The sequence below is a fragment of the Acinetobacter sp. TR11 genome, from assembly GCF_027105035.1.
Lineage (GTDB): Bacteria > Pseudomonadota > Gammaproteobacteria > Pseudomonadales > Moraxellaceae > Acinetobacter.
Window position 1 is genome coordinate 393,583 of the sequence record NZ_CP114256.1, and the last position, 23,946, is coordinate 417,528.

At 40.3% G+C, this 23,946-nt stretch carries 20 protein-coding genes; 12 read left to right on the forward strand and 8 right to left on the reverse strand.

The features are described from left to right. Window positions 1-68: 68 nt before the first annotated feature. Together O1450_RS01820 and O1450_RS01825 are read right to left on the reverse strand one after the other, a co-directional pair. Complete coding sequence (locus O1450_RS01820) at window positions 69-1,265, reverse strand: DUF7639 domain-containing protein (protein ID WP_269229497.1); 1,197 nt, start codon at window positions 1,263-1,265, stop codon at window positions 69-71. A 158-nt stretch (window positions 1,266-1,423) separates the two neighbouring features. After that, window positions 1,424-3,247 (reverse strand): acyl-CoA dehydrogenase C-terminal domain-containing protein, encoded by a 1,824-nt coding sequence (locus tag O1450_RS01825; RefSeq protein WP_269229498.1) that lies wholly within the window; start codon window positions 3,245-3,247, stop codon window positions 1,424-1,426. 239 nt (window positions 3,248-3,486) lie between these two features. Between O1450_RS01825 and O1450_RS01830 the strand changes: the two genes are divergently transcribed. Next, window positions 3,487-5,814, forward strand: coding sequence for a hypothetical protein (locus tag O1450_RS01830; protein WP_269229499.1), 2,328 nt, complete (start codon window positions 3,487-3,489; stop codon window positions 5,812-5,814). A 69-nt stretch (window positions 5,815-5,883) separates the two neighbouring features. Here the strand turns inward: O1450_RS01830 and aroE are convergent, their stop codons facing one another. The 3 genes from aroE to ribA all read right to left on the reverse strand — a co-directional run bounded on the left by aroE (window position 5,884) and on the right by ribA (window position 8,481). After that, window positions 5,884-6,672, reverse strand: coding sequence for a shikimate dehydrogenase (gene aroE, locus O1450_RS01835; RefSeq protein ID WP_269229500.1), 789 nt, complete (start codon window positions 6,670-6,672; stop codon window positions 5,884-5,886). 133 nt (window positions 6,673-6,805) lie between these two features. Continuing rightward, the gene (gene hemF / locus O1450_RS01840) at window positions 6,806-7,747 is read right to left on the reverse strand and encodes an oxygen-dependent coproporphyrinogen oxidase (RefSeq protein ID WP_269229501.1); all 942 of its coding nucleotides are present in this window, start codon (window positions 7,745-7,747) and stop codon (window positions 6,806-6,808) included. Between the two features lie 131 nt (window positions 7,748-7,878). After that, window positions 7,879-8,481, reverse strand: a complete 603-nt coding sequence (gene ribA, locus O1450_RS01845; RefSeq protein ID WP_004660293.1) for a GTP cyclohydrolase II — start codon at window positions 8,479-8,481, stop codon at window positions 7,879-7,881. Between the two features lie 305 nt (window positions 8,482-8,786). On the opposite strand from ribA, the gene dxs reads away from it, so the two are divergent. The 9 genes from dxs to O1450_RS01890 all read left to right on the forward strand — a co-directional run bounded on the left by dxs (window position 8,787) and on the right by O1450_RS01890 (window position 19,039). Next, window positions 8,787-10,685 carry a 1-deoxy-D-xylulose-5-phosphate synthase gene (dxs, locus tag O1450_RS01850; protein WP_269229502.1) on the forward strand — a complete coding sequence of 633 codons (1,899 nt, stop codon included), beginning with the start codon at window positions 8,787-8,789 and terminating at the stop codon, window positions 10,683-10,685. Window positions 10,686-10,815: 130 nt separating this feature from the next. Beyond that, on the forward strand, window positions 10,816-11,646 hold the full coding sequence (locus O1450_RS01855; protein WP_269229503.1) for an inositol monophosphatase family protein: 831 nt from the start codon (window positions 10,816-10,818) through the stop codon (window positions 11,644-11,646). A 209-nt stretch (window positions 11,647-11,855) separates the two neighbouring features. Further along, window positions 11,856-12,788: an IS5-like element IS17 family transposase gene (locus O1450_RS01860; protein WP_099475569.1), complete on the forward strand. Its 933-nt coding sequence runs from the start codon at window positions 11,856-11,858 to the stop codon at window positions 12,786-12,788. 651 nt (window positions 12,789-13,439) lie between these two features. Next, window positions 13,440-15,371, forward strand: coding sequence for a DEAD/DEAH box helicase (locus O1450_RS01865; protein WP_269229504.1), 1,932 nt, complete (start codon window positions 13,440-13,442; stop codon window positions 15,369-15,371). Between the two features lie 445 nt (window positions 15,372-15,816). Continuing rightward, a complete protein-coding gene (locus tag O1450_RS01870) occupies window positions 15,817-16,635 on the forward strand; it encodes an ABC transporter ATP-binding protein (RefSeq protein ID WP_269229505.1) in 819 nt (272 codons plus the stop codon). Next, window positions 16,632-17,411 carry a lipid asymmetry maintenance ABC transporter permease subunit MlaE gene (gene mlaE, locus O1450_RS01875; RefSeq protein ID WP_269229506.1) on the forward strand — a complete coding sequence of 260 codons (780 nt, stop codon included), beginning with the start codon at window positions 16,632-16,634 and terminating at the stop codon, window positions 17,409-17,411. The genes O1450_RS01870 and mlaE overlap by 4 nt, the downstream gene beginning before the upstream one ends. After that, window positions 17,411-18,088: an outer membrane lipid asymmetry maintenance protein MlaD gene (gene mlaD, locus O1450_RS01880; RefSeq protein ID WP_269229507.1), complete on the forward strand. Its 678-nt coding sequence runs from the start codon at window positions 17,411-17,413 to the stop codon at window positions 18,086-18,088. The genes mlaE and mlaD overlap by 1 nt, the downstream gene beginning before the upstream one ends. 19 nt (window positions 18,089-18,107) lie before the next feature. Continuing rightward, complete coding sequence (locus tag O1450_RS01885) at window positions 18,108-18,740, forward strand: MlaC/ttg2D family ABC transporter substrate-binding protein (protein WP_269229508.1); 633 nt, start codon at window positions 18,108-18,110, stop codon at window positions 18,738-18,740. A gap of 11 nt (window positions 18,741-18,751) precedes the next feature. Then, window positions 18,752-19,039 carry an STAS domain-containing protein gene (locus tag O1450_RS01890; protein ID WP_004660311.1) on the forward strand — a complete coding sequence of 96 codons (288 nt, stop codon included), beginning with the start codon at window positions 18,752-18,754 and terminating at the stop codon, window positions 19,037-19,039. 42 nt (window positions 19,040-19,081) lie between these two features. On the opposite strand, the gene O1450_RS01895 is transcribed toward O1450_RS01890, so the two are convergent. Then, window positions 19,082-20,095: a CorA family divalent cation transporter gene (locus tag O1450_RS01895; RefSeq protein ID WP_046738987.1), complete on the reverse strand. Its 1,014-nt coding sequence runs from the start codon at window positions 20,093-20,095 to the stop codon at window positions 19,082-19,084. Between the two features lie 172 nt (window positions 20,096-20,267). Here O1450_RS01895 and O1450_RS01900 point away from each other — a divergent pair, with 172 nt between their 5' ends. Both O1450_RS01900 and O1450_RS01905 read left to right on the forward strand, forming a co-directional pair. Then, window positions 20,268-20,852 carry a TIGR00730 family Rossman fold protein gene (locus O1450_RS01900; protein WP_269229509.1) on the forward strand — a complete coding sequence of 195 codons (585 nt, stop codon included), beginning with the start codon at window positions 20,268-20,270 and terminating at the stop codon, window positions 20,850-20,852. A 9-nt stretch (window positions 20,853-20,861) separates the two neighbouring features. Next, entirely contained in the window at window positions 20,862-21,257 is a 396-nt protein-coding gene (locus O1450_RS01905; RefSeq protein ID WP_269229510.1) for an NUDIX hydrolase, read from the forward strand. Here the strand turns inward: O1450_RS01905 and O1450_RS01910 are convergent. Both O1450_RS01910 and recG read right to left on the reverse strand, forming a co-directional pair. Further along, entirely contained in the window at window positions 21,208-21,894 is a 687-nt protein-coding gene (locus tag O1450_RS01910) for a ComF family protein (RefSeq protein WP_269229511.1), read from the reverse strand. The genes O1450_RS01905 and O1450_RS01910 overlap by 50 nt on opposite strands. Then, window positions 21,887-23,932 carry an ATP-dependent DNA helicase RecG gene (gene recG, locus O1450_RS01915; protein ID WP_269229512.1) on the reverse strand — a complete coding sequence of 682 codons (2,046 nt, stop codon included), beginning with the start codon at window positions 23,930-23,932 and terminating at the stop codon, window positions 21,887-21,889. Before recG ends, O1450_RS01910 begins: the two co-directional genes overlap by 8 nt. Between the last annotated feature and the right edge of the window lie 14 nt (window positions 23,933-23,946).

Consider the following 23,946-nt stretch of genomic DNA (forward strand, 5'->3'; position numbering starts at 1 on the left):
TCATGAGTTTCATTAGGTACTTTATTTTTATAAAACCCAAGATTAAAGTATCTAATAGAATTCCAAGATTATAAAAAGGTTAGGATTTCTTGAGCCAATTGTTGAGCCTTGTTCCTGGACCAACCAATAGCAAAATGTTTCTGTGCTAAAACGGGTGTGTTCAAATTAATGGATTTTATATGTCGTTCAGCATCTACACCATGTGTAATCATTACTTTGGGTTGAAGATGTTGAATCAGGAAATCAAAAATAAAGGTGTCTTGATCAGATTGTGTCAGATCGGTTTTTTTGCGCGTGGGCAGGGCATAAATATTTGTTTCCATGACAACTAGATTTGGATGAATACTGAATAATGCATCATTGATCCATTCGATGACTCGGCGAGTATTGCTGAGTGCAGGTTTGCCAGCATCTATACGGTCTTGTTGATAGGCTTGTAACCAGTCATTTTTATTGAAGCCTGTAGCTGGAGCAAAATATTTCCAAAAGTCATCTGCTTGAGTCGCTGGATTAAAACCAATAATTAAAATGTCAGTTTCTAGTGGATTGCCATTACAAACAAAAGGTCTGATGTTGTGATTGCCCGCCAAATTTTTTAATTCTTTATAAAATTTTTCCAACGGTGTGGATGTATCAAAAATCTCTTTACTGAACTGTTGAATTGCTGGCTGGAATTTAGGTTGAACGATTGAATATCTTAAGGGCAAGGGTTCTTGATAAATTACTTTGCGGATGGGTATGTCATGTTGATCCATATCCCCTAAAACATATTTACGATGGTGTGTGGGTATGGCTTCATAAGCGATTCTTAAACATTCAATATTTTCTGCACAAGGGTGGGTTAAATAGTTTTCCCAAGCAATTTGACAACGTGCGCTTGAATCTGGACGATCATTGAGTTCATCAATAATATCTATAACTTCCTTTATTAAATCATCATTGTTTTTATAGTATGAAAGAGAGGGATAAATTCCAAATTCACCGAGGCTTTCTATCTCAAGTTTAGAACTTTCAGCGATTTGAACAGTAATTTTTCCCTCTTGAATCTCTTGCCTAAGTTGTTGCAGGTTAAAGTGCTGATAACCACATCTGATTGTACCATCCTGATAAATAGACAGTGCTTCTAAAGAATATGAACACCCTGCTTCGTCAGGATCATATATTTCAAGTAAGACAAATACTGGAAGTGTTGTGCCAATGATAAAAGTTCCATCTTCTGCCTTTTTATAGATGCCATAATTTAGATTGCCTTTCCTAAATGTCATTTTTATTTGCCTATATGATGTGTAGCTGTTTTATTTTTTTAGAATAATCGAGAGGATAGGAAAATCACAATAAATCAGCGACATCATTTGACGTTGCTGTTTGAAAATAAAAAAAAGAGCGCTTTAAGCGCTCTTTTTATTGATCAGTTCCGATTGAATTAGTAATCGAAGCTGAAGTGTTCTGGAGTAAGTGAAGTCAAAGTACGTGAAGTCGTTACCATTGATTCTGCATGACCTTGTGCACGTGGCAATAAACGGTCAAAGTAGAAATCTGCAACTTTGATTTTTGCTTTATAGAATTCTGGAGTTTCAATGCCGTTACCAGCTTCTAGCTTCTCAGAAGCAACCACTGCTTGTTGAGCCCAGAAATAAGCCATCATCACATAACCAGAGAACATCAAGAAATCATTAGAAGCAGAAGATACGATGTCACGGTCTTTACGAGCTGCAAGCATGATGCGAACAGTTAATGTGTTCCATTGAGCGCAAAGCTTAGTTAAGTCCCAAGCAAAACGGCGTAAATACTTGTTACGCGCATGCGTAGCACAGAATTTTAAGATTTCAGCAGTATAGTCACGAACGATTTTACCTTTTGAACTTAAAAGAACTTTACGACCTAATAAATCAAGTGCTTGGATACCCGTTGTACCTTCATACAATGTTGAGATACGTGCATCACGTGCGATTTGTTCCATGCCCCATTCTTTGATGAAACCATGACCACCGTATACTTGCATACCATGGTTCGCAGCTTCCAAACCTAATTCAGTCAAGAAACCTTTTAAAATCGGGGTATAGAAACCTAGTTTGTCATCAGCAGCTTCATAAGCAGCTTGATCACCATTGACTAATGCATCTGTCATTTTGTCTGCAAGTTTTGCAGCATGATAGATCATTGCGCGACCGCCTTCTGCAACCGCTTTTTGAGTTAACAACATACGACGAACGTCAGCATGGTGAATAATTGCATCAGCTACACGCTCAGGCTCTTTCTTACCAGAAAGGGCACGCATCGACATACGATCTTTCGCATAAGGTAACGCACCTTGGAAAGAAAGTTCAGCATGTGCAATACCTTGAACCGCTGTACCAATACGAGCAGTGTTCATGAACGTAAACATGGCATGTAAACCTTTGTTTACTTCACCGATGAGGTAACCTGTTGCATTGTCAAAGTTCAATACAGCAGTTGCTGAAGCACGGATACCCATTTTGTGTTCGATCGAACCACAAGAAACCGTGTTACGCTCACCTACACCGCCGTCAGCAGTCGGGATGAATTTCGGTACGATAAATAAAGAAATACCACGAGTACCAGCAGGTGCATCTGGAAGACGCGCAAGTACGATATGAATGATATTGTCTGTTAAATCATGCTCACCCGCAGAGATGAAGATTTTAGTACCAGAGATTTTATAAGTACCGTCAGCAGCAGGTTCAGCTTTAGTTTTAACTTGACCTAAGTCTGTACCACATTGAGGTTCAGTTAAGCACATTGTGCCTGACCAAGTCCCTTCAACCAATTTAGGCATATAAGTATTTTTTTGCTCATCCGTACCGAACTGTATGATGGTGTTCATACAACCTGTACTTAAACCTGGATACATGGTAAATGACCAGTTCGCCGTACCCATCATTTCAGATTTGATGAGGTTCAAAGACATTGGTAAGCCTTGACCACCAAACTCTTCTGGGTAAGAAAGACCTTGCCAACCACCCATTACGAATTGGTCGTAAGCATCTTTAAAACCTTTAGGCGTTGTTACTTCGCCATTATTGAAAGTACAACCTTCTTCATCACCAGATTGGTTCAGTGGAGAAAGTACGTTTTCACAGTAATCTGCCGCACCTTCAAGAATCATATCAACGGTTTCAGCATCCGCATTTTGACCACTTGTCAAAGTTTGGTAATGTGCTGGATAATCTAACATTTCGTTCATTAAGAAACGAATATCACGGAGAGGGGCTTTATATGCTGGCATAATCTTAATCCTGTATTTGAATCATTTTGGATTATCTGTTTCGATACTTTGATTATTCATAATGGTGATAAAAATACATTGATAAACTCTAGGGAAAAAAATGTCAGAAAAGCTAATTTTAGAAAATAGTAATGTGTAAGAAAATCATTTTTCTGTTAGAGTCTTTGCAGATATTATATGTGAAAAATGATCTATTTTATAGTTGAAAATATAACGATATAAGGGTGTTTGGTAAAGCTATGCGTTTAAAATATTTAACATTATGTTTGTTGGGTCTTGGTCTTTCTGCTTGTTCGCAGCATGTCATTAAAACCAATTCAGGTTCTCAGAATTTAGAGCAAAAGGCAATTAACAGTCTCAATGCAATGTATGAATATCCGAGTTACGATTATCGTGGCAAATTCAAAGTTCATGTCGACCTAGATCAAAATAAATCAAACACCTCATCAGAAAAGGCGACTTTAGATGCAGCACTCAAACAAAAAGTGGATCAATATTTACAAGAACAAAAGGTTAATTTAAACAGCAAACAAAAGCAGGCACTCTATAATGCCTTGGCACAACAGCCCAAAAGTTCTGGTGGTTCTAAAGCTGATAAATTTGCTCAGATCATGACCAATATATTGAATGATATGCAATTTGAATATGATGGTTCTGTGCATTATCGTCAGAAAATGGGTTCGTTTAATCTGACAGCACGTTATGAAAAACCAACCTTGTTAGTTCAAGCAAAAGTGCCGATGGTCCTAGATTTAAATAATTATAAGTTTTATATCAATTATTTTGCTTTGATGCCGTATTTGGTGAACAAAGAAAATCAAAATAATTTAGCTTATTTGGATTTTTCAAAATATCAGGCAATGTTTAAGCAAGTGGATTACAAAAAATTTGCAGAGTATGTGAAAGCTTCAAGTGCTGTTTATTACCGTTTAGCTGATCAAAATAACATTCAAGCATTGTCTGTCTCCGCTGCTGATCGAAATTTAGGAGTAGTCGAAAAAATTCGCTTAAAAACATCGATTGAAGAATTAATTTTACAAGCGAATTTGTACAGCAAAGTGAATGAAAAATATTTAATGCAAAGCATTTTAAATATTAAAGAACAAAATTTAGAAAAGCTGATTGCTGATGAAACCAATGCTGCAAGCAAAACCAAACCTGATGCAGCGGCATCCATATTAGCGAATAAAGATTCCGCAGATGATGCCAGTGTCGTCAGTCAGCAATTATATCGTTTAGTGAATCAGCACTTTGGTGTTGAAGATGAAGCTGATCCAAAGGTATCCGATGCAGCGCAGCAAGCGATGGATGCTGCCAAAGAAGCTGGGATAGTCACTGACGATTCAGAATCAGCTGATGCTGCCGCAGATGCAGCTTCTTCCTCAAAAGATGAACAAGGTTTGACAGAGACCCAATGTACAGCGCTTCTGAATGCTCAACAGGCTGCTTATGGCGATGCACAGTATTGTGAAAGTATTTACGATATTGATGTTTTTAATGCGAAAAAAGCCGAATCAGGTTTTCTATCTTATGTTGAAAAATTACAAAGCCTAGAAAAAGAATTTGCTGTGTATGATCAAAATCAATTTATTGATGATCAGGCATTTAAAGCGCTATGGATCAAGCATCAGGCTGAGATTGAAAAAGCATTGCCTCCTCAAGACAAACGTAATCCATTTACTATGGATATTGGTTTAGATGCGCAAGGGCGAGCAGTTAAAATTGATTATGATTTGAATTATGCACTACCTGAACTGAAGTCTCGTTTTAATCTTAAAGCAGATATGTTGATTTCCAATTATGGCCAAGCAACGCCAATTGATCAGGCTCAATTGAAACGAGCGAAAACATGGGCTGAAGCAAGTAAAGGCTCTATGTTAGAGCAGGCGATTGGTAGTTTCTCTGAAAAGTTAGGGCAAACCAATGTTCAAGAACGTTCAGCAGAAGCATATACACTATCATTAGATGACCAATTGAAAGTGATTGCTGAACAGCGATATGATGCAACACAGAGTTATGAGCAAACATTTAAAGCTGTATTTATTGCCAAGCTGATAGAAAATAAAGCAGAAATTGCACAACGTTATACAAGTCAAGAATTACAAGAAATTGCAGCGGTTTATGCGTATTGGTATGGCGATGAAGATGTGTATAACCCAGAAGGCAAAGCACTAAAAAGCATTGAAACCTTACAGAAGAAACATCATCTTGAGCAAGATGATCAGTTTGATGACAAGCTAGGACAAGCTGTTAATCGTATTGTAAATGATGCGATGCATGGTGATAAAGATCGTCAAGCTTGGAAAAAGCTACAAGCTCAATATAAACAACCACAGCAGCTATTTGCTCAACAGTATCAACTTCAATTTGAGCGTGATAATGGAGTTTCAAGTGAGGAAAAACCATTATTGGCACAAACCGCAACGATTTTGGGACAAGTATATGTTGATGCTCGTAAAAATAAGTTGTCCGAAAAGAGCATTAAATCATTAAAGATTGAGCATAATGAGTTTATTGATTATGAAATCTTTAAAGACGTTTATTTGAAAATGTTAAGCACTAAATAATGGTTAATTAATTCAAAAAGAACCTGCGCAATGCAGGTTCTTTTTTGCTAATTAATATTTATAGATGGGTCATAAGAAATCTTTTAATTCAGGTTTGACCCCATTCCAAATAGAGAAGGCTTCAATCGCTTGGCCCACCAACATACCAAAACCATCTGTTGATGGAACTTGACGCTCTTGGGCTTGATCCAAAAAGCTCGAAGGTTTTCCATAAGCCATTTCATAAGCATGGTGAAAAACCAAGCATTCAGGGAGTTGTAAAGTATCACCAGTTAAGCTGACAGAAGTGGCATTGATGACAAAATCAAATTCACCAGCAAGTTGTTCCAAGCTGAGCGCTGAGAGTTGCGCCTGCGGCACGGCATTTTTTAAATCTGAGACCAATTGTTCAGCACGAGTCAGTGTACGATTGGCAATGATAACCTGTTTTGCGCCTGCTTGTACTAAAGGATAAATCACACCGCGAGTTGCGCCACCTGCACCTAAAATTAAAATACGACTATTTTCTAAATTCCAATTTAGGGCTTGAATGGCGGCAACTAAACCCTGACCATCGGTATTATCTCCAAACAGTTTGCCATCTTGCATCCACAAGGTATTCACAGCTTTAGCAATTTTGGCACGTTCAGTAAGTTGATCACATAAAGCAAATGCCTGCTCTTTAAACGGCACAGTTACATTCATTCCAACGCCATCATGAGCAAAAAAATCTTTTGCTGTGCTTTCAAAACCATCTAAGGGCGCAAGAATTTTTTTATAGTCTAAATTGACCCCCGTTTTTGCTGCAAATGCATGATGGAGTTCTGGTGATCGAGATTGTTCAATCGGATTCCCAATGACAGCAAATTGTTTGGTCATACTTTTATCCAAAGTTGAAAGAGAGGACAGAGGCTATTAAACATATTTGAATGCTTATGAGGACACAATATACGATAATCTTTAGGTACAAAAAAAGCACCTAAATTCAGGTGCTTTGAATAATTACGGTCAATTATTTATTTAAACTCAACCAATCTCTTGGTTTTAGATAATAATCTGTTAAGCGTTTTTCTATTGAGTCGGCATCCCATTCAGGGCGATAAGACCAACCCGCGAGATTAGGCAAGCTAACTAAAATCGACTCAATACGACCACCCGTTTGTAGGCCAAACAACGTACCACGGTCGTAGACTAAATTATATTCAACATAGCGACCACGACGATACAATTGGAATTCACGCTGAGCTTCGGTATAAGGCTGTTCACGATGCTTTTCAAAAATAGGCAAGATTGCTTCTAAATAACCATTACCAACGGCTTGAATATATTTAAAGCAAGTTTCGAAGTTCCATTGGTTCAAATCATCAAAGAATAAACCACCTACACCACGTTGTTCATCACGATGTTTTAAGTAGAAATAATCATCACACCATTGTTTATGTTCAGCATAAACATGTTCGCCGAATGGTTGGCATAAATCATAAGCGGTTTGATGCCAGTTTTGAATATCTTGATCATCTGGATAAAAAGGTGTGAGATCAAATCCACCGCCAAACCACCAAACAGGGTCTTGCCCCTCAGGTTCGGCAACAAATAAACGTACATTGGCATGTGAAGTTGGGATATTGGGATTTTTTGGGTGAATCACCAGTGATACACCCAAGGCTTGTGCTTTTGCGCCTGCTATCTGTGGATGCCGTTCAGTTGCAGAAGCAGGAAGTTTACTGATGTTGATGTGGGAAAACATCACCCCACCTTTTTCAATCACTTCACCATTTTGCAGAACACGAGAGCGACCACCGCCACCTTCGGTTCGTTGCCAATCATCAATGATAAACTCAGCGGTGCCACCGCCTGCACATTCCTGTTGCTCTAGTCCTGCACAAATCCGTGCTTGTAGATCGAGTAAAAACTCACGAACACGTTGAATATCAACTGAAGTTGGATGTTGCATGATGATCCTCTGAAAGTGATCTAGAGATTGCTTATATCAAAACATAAATCCATAAAAAAAATAAGGGATTTTTAATTTTTCTAATCAAAAATCCCTTAAATGCTTTATTTTTAAACATCATTAAAAATGAATTAAAAGTCATCTTTTTGATAAAGATGATCCATACGCTCACGTTTGGTCTTTAAATATTGTTCATTAAATGGGTTACGACCTACTGTTAACGGTACACGCTCAACCACATTGATGTCTAAATCAGTTAAGGCTTTAAGTTTTAACGGGTTATTCGTAATTAACTTAACTTCTTTAATTTGTAGATGATCCAGCATAATGCTACACATATCATAACGACGTGCATCCGCAGGAAGATTTAATAACAGGTTTGCATCAACAGTGTCATGCCCTTGATCTTGTAAAGCATAGGCGCGGATTTTATTCGTTAAACCAATCCCACGACCTTCTTGGCGTAGATACAAAATCACACCTTGACCTGCTTCATTAATCAAACGTTGAGTCGCTTGTAATTGAGGACCACAGTCACACTTTAATGAAGCGAAAGCATCACCTGTTAAGCATTCTGAATGAATACGAACTAAAACAGGTCCTGTTGGGGGAGTTTCTAAACCTTTAGAAAGCGCCACATGTTCTTCGCCCGTTTGAGGGTCTTGAAACACAGAAATATTGAAGTCACCAAAAGCAGTTGGTAGCTTTGATGTTGCAATAAATTCAATCGGCACAGAGAGCTCGCTATGTTAGTAAAAACTATCAAAGTATAGCTTAATGTGTGAAGATTGAGTGAATTGGAATTTCTGATTTTTCACATAAGTTTTTCTTTTTCATAGAAAGCACACAATAATGGTTGATAAACAGTGACATAATTCAGGATAATCTGTAAGTCAGTTGTTTAAGATTGGCTTGAGAATGTTCAGCACTACATCATTCGCACATGTGGCTGATTGAAGGTAGATCGTATTTAATTGTATGATTGCCCCCATTTAACCCAGCTTCGGATTTGCCAGGCTTAAAAAGGCTTTGCCACATTATGTTGTATACCGAAATTCCAACTCAACGTCCTGTTACGCCATTGTTAGATGGAATTGATCATCCACAACAATTACGTCAGCTCGAGCAAAGCCAACTCGCACAAGTGGCGGATGAGTTGCGTCAATATATTTTGTATGCGGCAGGGCAAAGCGGTGGCCACTTTGGCGCAAATCTTGGAGTCATCGAACTGACTGTTGCGCTGCACTATTGTTTTGATACGCCGCAAGACCGCTTGGTTTGGGATGTCGGTCATCAAGCCTATCCGCATAAAGTATTAACAGGTCGCCGTGAAACAATTACCACAATTCGTACAAAAAATGGTTTAGCGGCTTTCCCTGCGCGTGATGAATCAGAGTTTGATACCTTTGGGGTAGGGCATTCATCAACTGCAATTTCAGCAGGTTTGGGGATGGCTTTGGCACGTCGCTATCAAAAAGATCCATGCGATGTCGTTGCAATCGTTGGTGATGGTGCAATGACAGCAGGTATGGCATTTGAAGCCATGAATGATGCAGTTGCACATGATGCTGATCTGATTGTCGTTTTAAATGATAACGATATGTCGATTTCATGTAGCACAGGTGGTTTTGCAAAACACTTAGCAGCGATTTGGGAAACAGGTCAGTTTATCAATGTCAATGAACATGGCGAAGCTTATGTTCAACCACATCCAAAATGGACTTACAATTCGCGCTTACACCAATCTGCAACAAATGCTGCTGATAATTTATTTAAAGCGATTGGTTTTGATTACTTTGGTCCATTTGATGGACATGATGTGGAACAGTTAGCGCAAGTTTTTCATGCGCTTAAAAAACGTAATGGCCCTCGTTTAGTTCATATTTATACCAAAAAGGGTAAAGGATTTGCGCCTGCTGAAGCAGACCCGATTACCTATCATGCGATTACTAAAATTGCAGCTACAGCATCTGCATCTGCAAAAAAATCACCGCCTAAATACTCAGACGTGTTTGGACAATGGTTATGTGATGAAGCAGCGCAAGATGATCGTTTACTCGCAATCACCCCAGCGATGTGCGAAGGCTCAGGAATGGTTCAGTTTGCAAAACAATATCCTGAACGTTTCTTCGATGTGGCTATTGCCGAGCAACATGCAGTGACTTTAGCAGCGGGTATGGCGTGTGAAGGTTTAAAACCTGTCGTAGCAATCTATTCGACCTTTTTACAACGTGGTTATGATCAGTTAATCCATGATGTCGCACTCCAGAATTTAGATGTGACTTTTGGTATTGATCGTGCTGGTTTGGTCGGTGAAGATGGTCCGACCCATGCAGGCGCATATGACTATGCTTATATGCGTACAGTGCCGAATATGGTGATCATGGCGCCAAAAGACGAAAATGAATGTCGTCAGATGTTGCATACGGCATATCACTATAATGGACCAACTGCCGTACGTTATCCACGTGGGGTCGGTACAGGTGTTGAAATTCAACAACAGATGACTGCTTTAGAAATTGGTAAAGCTGAAATTGTTGCAGAATTTAATGTAGATGCTGAACAGCAGATCAGTATTTTGGCGTTTGGTAGTCGAGTTGCGGCATCAATTGAAGCCGCAGAACAGTGTGCGAATAAACATGCAATTGGTGTGCGTGTGGTCAATATGCGTTTCGTGAAACCACTGGATGAACAAATGATCCGTGAGCTTGCAGAGAGCACCCAGCTTTTTGTTACTGTGGAAGAACATGCAGTGATGGCAGGAGCAGGCAGTGCGGTCAATGAATTTTTAGCACATGCGCGAATTTTAAAACCAATGTTGAATTTAGGTTTGCCCGATGAATTCTTACATCAAGCAACCCATCAGCAAATGCTGCAAGACTGTGGTTTAGATAGCAACGGTATTTTAGCTTCAATTAAACAAGCTTGGTTCTCATAAATAGAAGGATGTGAAAGCGGAAATAATTTTTCGCAACATTTTTCCCCTAAAAGCGCTTATATTTGATAGAATGTAGGCGCTTTTATGCATTATTCTTTGTCAAAATCTTCAAATTTGTAGTGGGTGTTCAATGGAACCTATGGTGGTTATGGCTGCGCGTGCGGCTCAAACAGTTGGTCAAGAGCTTTTAAAGGCGCATCAAAATCGTCATAAACTCGATTTACAAGTTGAAGAAAAAGGCATCGATGGTCCAGTAACGCGTGTTGACCGTTATATCGAGCAGCTAACAATAGATACGCTTCGTAAAAGCTATAAAAACCACAGCTTCCTTGGTGAAGAGTTTGGCATGCAAGAAGGTAAAGGTCACGATGCAGATTGGTGCTGGGTGATTGACCCTTTAGATGGTACACAAAACTTTATTCACGCTGTTCCTCATTTCTGTATTTCTATTGCTGTACAACATAAAGGTGTAACTCAACACGGTGTGATCTATGATCCAGTGCGTGATGAATTATTCTCTGCAAGTCGTGGTCGTGGTGCAGTCATGAACCAACGCCGTATCCGTGTCAATGTTAAAGACTCTTTAGAAAACACATTCCTTGCGGTAGGTCATCCTTATCGTGCGAAACGTAATGGTGAAATCGTTTCTTATGCAGAACAACATTTCGCTTCTTTGTTGGCTGTAACTAAATCAGGCGCGCAAATCCGTCGTGGTGGCTCTGCTGCTTTGGATTTAGCTTATGTCGCTGCAGGTCGTTTTGATGGTTTCTTTGAGCTTGGTTTAAAACCGTGGGATATTGCTGCGGGTGAGTTAATTGTGAAAGAAGCGGGCGGTGTAGTTGTTGATGCTCGTGGTGGTAATGAATCATTTGATAATGGTCAAGTACTTGCTTGCTCATTGAAAATGTTAAAACCATTGATGCAAACAGTTGTTCCTGCTTGGGGCGATGCTGCAAAATAATTTGTGGATTTTTAGAAAAGGAGTAGCGATTGCTACTCTTTTTTATGCCTAATAATAGAAACACATAGAACAAGATGAAAAAAGAATAATATAAATATATTCATCATATATGCCCACATAAAAGGTGGTGCATGCATAGCACTGCTATATGCAATGGCTTTGTTGCACAAACCTATCTGTAAAGGCTTTTTCAGCGATATAATTTTCAAATGAAGAAGCCTACACACAAAATCTACCGCACAACCAATTGGCCCGCATATAACCGAGCACTCATGAGTCGCGGAAATATTGCCATTTGGTTTGATCCTGCTACGCAATGGTATGCTCCATCAAAAGGCAAACAAGGGCGAAATCAAACCTACTCCGACGCAGCTATCCAATGCTGCTTAATGATTAAATCTCTATTCCGTTTGTCTTTACGTATGGTCACTGGCTTTGTGCAAAGTCTGATTAAACTTTGCGGATTAAATTGGACCGCACCAGATTACAGTACGCTTTGTAGAAGACAAAAGCATATTGATATTGCAATCAGCTACCAAAAAAGTAGCGATGGGCTGCATCTACTCGTAGACTCTACAGGCATGAAGTTTCTAGGTGAGGGCGAATGGAAACGCAAGAAACATGGAGCTGAATATCGTCGCCAATGGCGTAAACTACATATTGGTATAGATGCCAAAACCCTACAAATACGCGCTATTCAGCTCACAACCAATAATGTCAGTGATTCACAGGTGCTTGGTGATTTACTTAATCAGATTCCACAAGATGAGCAGATTGACTCTGTTTATACCGATGGAGCTTATGACACCAAGCAATGCCGTCAGGTCATTGCAGATCGGCAAGCGCATGCGGTGATTCCACCTAGAAAAAATGCGAAACCATGGAAAGATACAAAGAGTAGCTCGCTAGAGCGAAATGAATTACTTCGAACAGTTAAACATTTAGGCAGGACATTATGGAAAAAATGGTCAGGCTATCATCGCCGCAGTTTGGTGGAAACCAAGATGCATTGCATCAAATTATTAGGCGATAAATTAATGGCAAGAAGCTTTCCTAGTCAGGTGAATGAGATCCATGCACGTGTAGCAGTCCTTAACAGATTTACGGAATTAGGTCGCCCACTTACCCAAGTTACGCCTTAAATTTGGATCAATTAGGGGCGCTTTGCATTTCAAATCTTTGTGCAACAAAGCCAGTCGATTCTAGAAAATATGTAACGATAAAATAACTAGAAAAAAATAAAGAAATTAGGATTACACCACCTATGGGGTATTGATAAATATACTCTGGTTCACTCTTTATAAGGAATGGATTAAGTTGAAAACCAAAATAGATAATATTGAGGCATCCTAATAGCCATAAGATGAATAATAATTTTAGTAGCATAGAGGTTTTAAAATTTTTGTTTGTGTATAAATATATTTAAGCTAAATTCTTATAAAATCAATGAATAATCGAAATGGATAGAAAAAACCTATTAAAAAAGGTGACTTTTAAAATTATTCTGCTATAATCCGCCCACGCACTTAAATTCCAGTTCATTACCTGAACATTCAGTTCTATTCATCATAAAGCGCACGCTGTCCATCGAGAGGACCACATCTTGCGCCCAAATCGCTTAGCGATTCTTCAGGTTGAAGCAGTAATCAAGCGTGCGTTTAGTCCACATCGTCGTTATTCGGATCGCCGCTGAACTTCATCTATTTTCAGCTTGAGTCGCTTTGCCGCTTGTTGCCGATGTCTATTTTTTTTGAATTTATTAAAATGGAGCACCCATTAGGGTGAAACTCTCTATGAGCAAAACTTTTGCCGAATTTTCTTTACACGAAACCTTACAACAAGCGCTTGAAGGTTTAGGTTTTACCACACCAACTCCTGTGCAAGAACAAGCGATTCCCGCTGCGTTAGAAGGGAAAGATTTATTAGTTTCGAGCCAAACTGGTTCAGGTAAAACTGCTGCATTCTTATTGCCTACTTTAAACTCTTTGGCTGGTGAAGAAGCATTCGTTTCTTTCAAAGACCGTATGAAAGCCGTAACACAACCAACTATTTTGGTTATTTCTCCTACACGTGAATTGGCTCAACAAGTTAGCCAAGATGCGATTGCATTTGTACGTCACATGAAAGGTGTTCGTATTGCTGCAATTATGGGTGGTATGCCTTTTGGTAAGCAAATTCAACAGCTTAAAGGTGCTCAGGTTGTTGTTGCGACTCCAGGTCGTTTACTTGACCTTGTAAACCGTCGTCAAATTAAACTTGATAAAGTTGAATCATTAATTGTTGATGAAGCTGACCGTATGCTTGATCTAGGCTTCTCTGAAGACTTAGAGGCGATTGGTGAATTAGCTGCAAATCGTAAACAAACATTAATGTTTTCTGCAACATTTGCTGATCGTATTATCCGTCTTGCTGAACGCATGATGAATGATCCACAACGTATTGCAATTGAAACTGGTCACAGCACCAATACTGATGTAACTCAAACATTACATTGGACTGATGGTTTCGAACACAAGAAAAAATTACTTACGCATTGGTTATCTGATGAATCAGTAGATCAAGCTGTTGTCTTTGCAAGCACGCAAGAAGATACAGATATGCTTGCTGAAGAATTAGCTGAAGCGGGTCACTCAGTTGTTGCATTGCATGGTGCAATGCCACAAACCGTTCGTAACCGTCGTTTACGTAGTATTCGTGAAGGTCGTGCAAAAATCTTGGTTGCAACTGATGTTGCAGCGCGTGGTTTAGACGTACCAACAATCTCACACGTAATCAACTTCGGTTTACCAATGAAAAATGAAGACTATGTACACCGTATTGGTCGTACAGGTCGTGCGGGCCGTACAGGTCAAGCTGTTACTTTAGCGACTTACCGTGAGCGTGGCAAAATCCGTGCTTTAGAAGATTACTTAGATGCACGTTTAAATGTATCTGAAATCGAAGGTTTAGAGCCATCTCCACCTCCTGCTCGTTCAGGTCGTGATGGTGGTGGTCGTGGTCGTGATGGCGGTGGTCGTGGTCGTGGCGGCCGTGATGGCGGTCGTGGTGGTTTTGGTGGTGGTCGTCGTTTTGAAGGCGAGAGCAATTTCAAACGTCGTGAAGGCGGTGATGATCGTCCACGTCGTAGCTTCGATGATAAACCACGTGGTGAGCGTCCATCATTCGGTGGTGAAGATCGTCCACGTCGCGAGTTTAACTCTGACCGCCCACGTCGTGAAGGTGGTTTTGAAGACCGTCCACGTCGTAATTTTGATGATAAACCACGTGGTGAACGTCCATCATTTGGCGGTGAAGATCGTCCACGTCGCGAGTTCAATTCAGATCGCCCACGTCGTGAAGGTGGTTTCGAAGACCGTCCACGTCGTGAGTTCAACTCAGATCGCCCGCGCCGTGAAGGTGGTTTCAATGATAAACCGCGTTTTGATTCGAATGATGACAACCGTGGTAATCGTGTAGATTATAAACCGCGTCGTGAAGGTGGCTTCGGCGACCGTCCAAAACGTGATTTTGGTGATCGTCCAGCGCAACGTGAAGGTGGCTTCGGCGATCGTCCAAAGCGTAGTTTTGGCGGTGAAGATCGTCCAAAGCGTAGTTTCGGCGGTGAAGATCGTCCAAAGCGTAGCTTCGGCGGGGAAGATCGTCCAAAGCGTAGTTTCGGTGGTGAAGATCGTCCAAAGCGTAGCTTCGGTGATGACCGTCCAAAACGTAAGTTTGGTAGCGAATGATTATCGTCGGAAAAACGAATTTTAATCGTTAAAAACCGATGAAAAGAAGAAGCCAGTTGTAAAACTGGCTTTTTTATTTAGGATTAGTCATGTAAAATTCGAAAAATGTCTACTAATTCAAATTTTACAGAAGAAATGAATAAAGTTAAACAAAATAAAAGTCTTTTAAGTCAAATATGGTCATTCATTTGTGGTGAAGGGTTGCCATGTTTATTTGTTATTTTAATGCTTTGTAATGGGTTGTTTTTTGCATATGCACTTATTACACGCAATCATATCGATTCTTTGAATGCAAGCTCACAACATAAGTTGAGCACAGAAGTTGATAAAAAGAACAATTACATAAATTAATAATCTTCATACGTAGCATATCAAAATAAAAACAAGCGCTTAATCTTTCAGTGTATAGTATGCGTGCATAAAAAGTGCAGGAATGAATGCCAGTATGAATAACAAATCTCCTCTCGATGCTGAAGCCCTAATTGAAGTTAAAAACTTGAGCTTTAATCGAGGGGAACGTGTCATTTATGATGATATCAGTCTTAAAATTCGACGTGGTCAAATTACTGCAATTATGGGGCCTTCAGGAACAGGTAAGACCACTTTGCTCCGCTTGATTGGTGGGCAGTTAATCCCTGATTGTGGTGAAGTATTGCTCGATGGTAAGAATATTGCAGCCATGTCTCGTCCAGACTTGTTTGCTGCACGCGCACGTATGGGGATGTTATTCCAGAGTGGTGCGTTATTTACTGATATGTCAGTTTATGAAAATGTTGCATTTCCTATTCGTGCGCATACACAATTACCAGAACATTTGATTGCTGAGTTGGTCGCTTTAAAGTTGGAGTCGGTTGGGCTACGCGGTGCTGAACCATTAATGCCATCTGAACTCTCAGGCGGTATGAATCGTCGTGTTGCTTTAGCGCGTGCGATTGCACTTGATCCAGAATTGATTATGTATGATGAGCCATTCGCTGGCCAAGATCCAATTGTTAAAGGTGTTCTAACACGATTGATTCGTTCTTTGCGTGAAGCTTTGGACTTAACAACAATTATTGTCTCGCATGATGTCGCAGAGACATTATCGATTGCTGATTATATTTATGTGGTTGCTGAAGGCAAAATTCAGGGTGAAGGTTCACCTGAGCAGCTACAGGCACATGCTTCGCCATTTGTGCATCAATTTTTAACAGGCTCGGCTGAGGGGCCTGTCGAATATCAATTTACTCACCAAGCATATTTAGATAACGAGGTTCGTGCATGAATACGATTGCCTGGTTAGGTAGACTCGTTATTGAGCGAATAAAAGGGATAGGTGCTGCGTCACTTATGCTCATCCAGATTTTATTTTCAGCGCCTTCAAAAGGTGGCTTTCAACGCTTCATATATCAAATGCATCGTGTTGGGGTCATGTCCCTACTGATTATTGCTGTTTCAGGTTTATTTATTGGTGCTGTCCTTGGCTTGCAGATGTATAGCATTTTGGTCACTTTTGGTAGTGAAGCCATGTTGGGGACTGCGATTTCGTTAACTTTGTTGCGTGAACTCGCTGCGGTTGTTGCTGCATTACTATTTGCAGGGCGTGCAGGCTCAGCTCTTACTGCCGAAATTGGTTCAATGAAACAGAGTGAACAACTGGCCAGTATGGAAATGATTGGTGTTGATCCACTTCGTCAAATTGTGGCTCCGCGTTTGTGGGCAGGTATTGTTAGTTTGCCGATGTTGACTGTGATTTTTGCAACGATCGGTATCATTGGTGGCAAATTGGTTGGCGTAGATTTTTTAGGTGCTGATGAAGGTTCTTTCTGGGGTGGTATGCAAAGCACAGTTCAGTTTGGGCATGATATTTTTAATGGCACTATTATTAAAAGTATTGTTTTTGCGCTGATTTGTACATGGGTTGCGGTCTATCAAGGTTATGCTTGTGATCCAACACCAGAGGGTATCGCGACATCGATGACCAGAACAGTCGTATATTCTTCACTTTGTGTATTAGGTTTTGATTTCGTGTTGACTGCGGTCATGTTCGGAGGGATTTAATGAAATCACGTACTAGTGAGCTGGCCGTAGGTATTTTTGTGATTATCTTCGGTATCGCTCTATTTTTTCTTGCGATGAAAGTGAGTGGTTTAGTGGGTACAAATCTACGTGATAGCTATAGCATGACAGCGCAGTTTGATAACGTAAATGGTTTAAAACCAAGAGCAAAGGTGACCATGAGTGGTGTGAACATTGGTCGTGTAGAATCTATTACGCTTGATCCAGTAACACGTTTAGCAACAGTTAAGTTTGATTTGGATGGTAAATTAACCAGCTTTAATACTGAGCAATTAAAACAAGTGCAGAAAAATGCCTTAGAAGAATTGCGTTATAGCTCAGATTATCAACAAACTGATGCGGCGAAACAAAAAGCAATGGAACAGCAACTGATCAGTAACATGACCTCCATCACCAGTTTGGATGAGGATGCTTATATTATGGTCGCAACCAATGGCTTACTGGGTGAGAAATATTTGAAAGTTGTGCCAGGTGGTGGTGTGAACTACTTAAAACGTGGTGATGTGGTTTCAAATACCCAAGGCACAATGGATTTAGAAGATTTGATCAGTAAATTTATTACTGGTGGTTCGAGTAAAGCCACAACAGGCTCGGCAACAACAGAAAGTTCAGCATCACAGCCAGCAGCAGCTGATGCAGAGCCATCATTTGCTGAGTAATTCAGGTTAGGAGATTGAAGTGAATACATTATTGAAACAAACGTTAACAGCAAGTGTATTATCAACCATGCTTGCGAGTGCTGCATTTGCAGCACCAACAGAAACCCCACCTGATTTTGTTAAACGTGTTGCTGATGGTCTAATTACACGTTTAAAAGCGGACCATGCTAAATTACAGAATAACCCTGCTTTAGTTAAATCGATTATTCGTCAAAATCTTGATCCGTATGTTGATTCACAAGCATTTACACGTATCGTATTAGGTACGTATGCAAACAATCAATATACCACTGCTGCGCAACGTGCTCAGTTTGAGCAAAATTTCCGTGCTGTGATTATTGAAAACTACGGCGGTGCTTTCGCGAAATATACCAATGAAAGTTACACGATGCGTCCATTCAAGTCGACCAATAGTAAGAATCCAGTTGTTACATTAGACTTCTTACATAATGGTGAGAAAATCCCTGTATCGTTCCAGTTGACAGATAAAGGCGACCAATGGAAAGTCCGTAATATCAATGTGTCTGGTATTGATTTAGGCTTGCAATTCCGTAACCAGTTTGCTGCAACTGTTCAGCGTAATGGTGGTGATATGAATAAAGCGATTGCAACCTTTAAGCCAGATGCAGATGCTGCTGTTAACAAGAAATAAGTAGGTGACGGGTGATTCAGTATATTGATCAGCAGTTAATTGTTTCAAAAACAATTGATTTCTCGAATGCAGAACAAGTTTATCGCGCAGGTTTAAAGCATATCCAGCAACATAAGAGTTTTCCTCTTATTGTTGATTTGGGTCAGCTTGAACAAGGAAACACCCTTTCTTTGGCAGTATTGGTGCAGTGGTTGCGTCAAACGCCAAATAACAAAGGTTTACATTTTAAAAATGTGTCTGAGAAAATGCTGAAAGTCATCCAAGCTTGCCATTTACAAGATGATTTGAAATTGATATGAAAACAGTCTTGTAATAAAAAAGCACCGTAAGGTGCTTTTTTATTAAATCCATTTCTTCCAACGGAAGTACACCATTGGGAGGACCAAAAACGCCATCAAAATAGCAGTGACGATCCAAAAACTCAGACTGCCATGAGCAAACGGTAATACATCGGTATTCATCCCGTAAATACTAGCAATCAACATTGGTGGTGCAAGCATACTGGGTAAAATCGAGAATCGACGAATCGTGTCATTCTGTTCGGTGTTAATGAAGCCTGATGTGGTATCCAGTAAGAAGCGGACTTTCTGGAATAAGAAAGCATCATGTTCGACCAGTGAACGAACATCCTCACTTAATTCTCGAATATCTGCATCATAAATATGACTGCCTAAAGCTCGAGGACGAGAGAGAAATGTAAGTACACGACGTAAATCGATCAAACACAGTTGCGCCTTTCCAAGCATATCTTCTTGTTGTGCGAGTCGGGTAATCATGTCATCAAGATCGAGCAGGGTTTCACGATGATGATTATTGAGTACCTCTGTGGAGTATCTTTCCAAGTCTTTGTGGATATCTTCCAAGATATCCGCAAGTTCATCTAGTTTTGCTTCAAGTAAACCAAGCAATATCCAAGTGGGATCTTTATAGTCCATATCGTAATCATTACGGCGTGCACGCGCACGGAAGGCACGAAATGCAACTAATTTTTCGCCACGCATGGTAAACAAACGATCTTTATGCAGAATGAAGGCAACAGTTTGTACTGTTGCAAGCATATGAGATGACTCATCTGTATCGCCATCGACCTGATAATTTTTATTCTTTGTTAAAAAATATGTACTGATATGTAAAATGCCATCATCATCACGGTAAAATCGTGCAGATGAGGAAATGTCTTCAAGTGATTTTAATGTTGGTAAGTTTCGCTCGTAAGCATCAAATACCCACTGTTGTTCTTCTTGAGATGGAGCAATTAGATCAATCCAAACCAATTCAGGGTGGAGATCAAAACTCCCATTGATTGTTGCATCTTCTAGACTACCGCGCTCTGTGGCATAAAAGGCTTCAAGCATGTCTTTTTTCCTCGCGCAGCCAATGTGAGATTTTCAGCATTGTACCGAAAACCAGCGTGTATTTTAGACAAGGATGAAACGAAAAACACTTGCCTAAACGTTAATTTCTAAAAAATCTTGTTACACAGCCTACTTTATCAGCATGACAGTTATATAAAACGGTTTTAATTGTATGAATTCTATATGTGTTTTTTGCGGTTCTTCTCTCGGTAATGATCCCATTTATCAACAAATTGCACAGGCGACAGGACTGGCAATTGCACAGCAAGGTCAAACGCTTGTGTATGGTGGCGGTCGCTCTGGTTTGATGGGTGTAGTTGCAGACAGTGCAATAGCCGCAGGTGGGCAGGTCATTGGCATCATTCCACAAGCTTTAGTTGATCGAGAATTAGCGCATACGGGTTTGACTGAATTGTATGTGGTCAATGATATGCATGAGCGAAAAACGAAAATGGCAGAATTAGCTGATGCGTTTGTCGCATTGCCTGGAGGAGCAGGCACCATGGAAGAGATCTTTGAGCAATGGACGTGGAATCAATTAGGGATTCATCAAAAGCCTTGTGCATTTCTAAATGTTGAGGGCTTCTATGATGGCTTAATTCAAACGATCCAAGATTCTGTAGATCGCGGATTTAGTCAGGCAAAGTTTGTAGAAAACTTAATTGTCGCCGATAATATTGGCGAAATTTTAACTGCATTTTCAGTGTATCAGCCTGCAACACCAAAATGGATGTCAGCTGCAGATATTCAAGTTTAAGGGGATAATGTGAAAATCATAACCGTTGCTGCGGCGATTATATTGAATGAACAAAATCAATTGCTTTTGGTTCGTAAGCAGAACACACGAGCTTTTATGCAAGTAGGTGGCAAGCTAGAAAGTAATGAAGCGCCTGAAATTGCGATACAGCGTGAAATTTTAGAGGAAATCGCGTGTGAATCTGAGATCAAACAATTTGTCGGGCGCTTTGAAACGGCTGCTGCAAATGAGCCTGATCATCTGTTAGTAAGTTATGTTTATGAGGTGAAACTGAAACAAACACCACGTATCGCTGCGGAAATTGCGGAGATGAAATGGATTGATTTGCATGATCAATCGACTTTACTTGCACCTCTTACTCAACATGTGGTGATTCCATGGTGTCAGCAAAATCTAGTGTACTAGCTTGATGATTTACTGCAGCTGCTAAACAGATACTATAAATTTGTTGGCAGCCAAGTTGTTGTAAGACGTATGATAAAGCAGTGATCGAACTCCCTGTAGTCACAACATCATCGATGATTAAGACTTTTCGATAACGAAGATGATTGGGTGGTGCAGCCACGAATTGCTGTTCAATATTTTCTAGTCTTTCTATGCGTGACAAACCTTTTTGCGAATGTTGCGCCAAGCGTTGCACGGGTTGCCAGATGGGTACATTTAAGCTTTTACTCAGTGCTTGAGCGAGTAGCAATGTTTGATTGAAACCTCGTTCTACCAAGCGATCTGTTGAAATCGGCATTGGAACGATGGCATGAACTTTAGGAAGCTTTAGTTGTTGTAGCAGTCCTTCCAATAGTCGTTGATGATGCAGTTTTTGTTCATATTTAAATTGCTGAATGATGCGATCAATCGGATATTGATAATGGCAGGTAACAAAAATCTGTTGTTGGTTACGCTCGATGGATTGTTTTAACCACGGTAATTGTTCCCAACAACTTTGACACACGCCAAAGTGCCTTTTTATACCAATATCACACAGGCTACATGGGGTTAGATAATCAAAAAGCTGTCGTGTTGATCTGCTAATGAATTTAAACATAAGCATATCTTGGAGCTTTGGGCAGCCAACGTTTTAATAGTCCATCAGCATGTTGTGGGTAATCTCTTAAAATTTGTTCAGCGACATAATGTGCTTGTGTGAGTAAATGATCATCACGTTCTAAACGTGCCACACGAAAGCCCATATCTCCAGTTTGTTTGGTTCCTAAGAGTTCACCCGGACCGCGTATTTCCAAATCTTTTTCAGCAATCACAAACCCATCATTACTTTCACGTAAGATTGAAAGGCGTTCCTGACCATTTTGAGACAAAGGTACTTTGTAGAGTAGGGCGCAAAAACTAGCGGTAGCTCCACGCCCAACCCGACCACGTAATTGGTGTAATTGGGAAAGCCCCAAACGTTCAGCATTTTCAATGACCATGATTGAGGCATTGGGCACATCGACTCCAACCTCAATCACGGTAGTGGCAATTAACAGTTGTAATTGATTGTCTTTAAATGCTTGCATGACCGCTTGTTTTTCATCTGCTTTCATTTTGCCGTGGACTAGACCAATATTGATGTCTGGAAAGCGTTCTTTAATTTCTTGGTAGGTCGCTTCAGCCGCTTGAGCATCCAATGTTTCAGACTGTTCAACTAAGGTGCAGACCCAATACGCTTGTTTACCTTCACGACAATTGCTGGCAATCCGTTGCAGGACTTGTTCACGACGATCCAAAGGAATGGTGACTGTTTGAATCGGGGTACGTCCCGGGGGGAGTTCATCAATAATCGAGGTATCTAAATCACCATAAGCACTCATCGCGAGTGTGCGGGGAATCGGGGTTGCTGTCATGACCAACTGATGTGGGGTGAATTGGTCAGCCCCTTTATTTCTTAAGGCAAGACGTTGATCAACCCCAAAGCGATGTTGTTCATCAATAATGACTAAACCAAGTTTGGAGAACCCGACAGTATCTTGGAATAAGGCATGTGTTCCTACAATGAGCTGTGCATGTCCTTCTTTAATTTGTTGTTCGGCTAGAGTGCGCGCTTTGCCTTTTTGTTTGCCTGAAAGCCATGCCACTTGGATGCCTAGTGGCTCAAACCAACGTTTAAAATTTAAATAATGTTGCTCTGCTAATATCTCAGTTGGTGCCATCAATGCAACTTGCCAATCCGCTTCTAGTGCATGACAGGCTGCAACTGCTGCGACTAAGGTTTTACCTGCTCCCACATCACCTTGGACCAAACGGAGCATTGGTTGATCTTGCTTGAGATCTTGCAAGATTTCCTTAGAAACTCGTTTTTGTGCATTGGTCATTTGAAAAGGAAGACCATCTAATAATGCCTTAGCCAAGACTTTACTGCTATCAAAACGAGGTGCAGCAATTTGGCGAATATAGGCACGGCGTGTTAACAGACTAATTTGATGAGCAACCAGTTCTTCAAAAATTAAACGCTGTTGGGCAGGATGTGAACCTTGATTGAGTTGTTGCATGTTGGCATCAACAGGAGGCTCATGAATATATTCTAATGCTTGTTTAAGTTCATAGCCATTACTGTATTTACTCGGTAATAACTCAGCCAAGTCATCGCTATGGTGCTGTAAGGCTTGGCGTACATATTCACGTAGCTTGGGTTGAGTCAGTCCTTCCGTGCTAGGATAAATTGCCGTAAGTTGGGTTTTGGGTAATGGCGTATGCTGTTGGATGACTTGTATCTCTGGATGATACATTTCTAAGCCACGTGCACCGACACGAACCTCACCAAAAATTCGGAGCTGTTGCCCCATTTTGATCCGATCAGTTAAACCTTTGTAAATATGATAAAAACGTAAAGTGACCTTGCCAAAATCATCTTGTAATAAAGCGGCAAGAGATTTCTTTTTACCAGGGGGGAAATCCACTGATCGGACTTCACCTTCAAGCAGATAACTTCGTCCAACAACCAGCTGATTCATTGGAATAATAGTGCTACGATCTTCATAGTCACGCGGAAGATGAAACAGCAAATCATCCGTGCTAAAAATATGAAGCTTTTCTAATAGGGTTGCTGCGGCGGCACCAACACCTTGTAATTGCTGGACTGAAGTCATCTCTATTCAAGGGT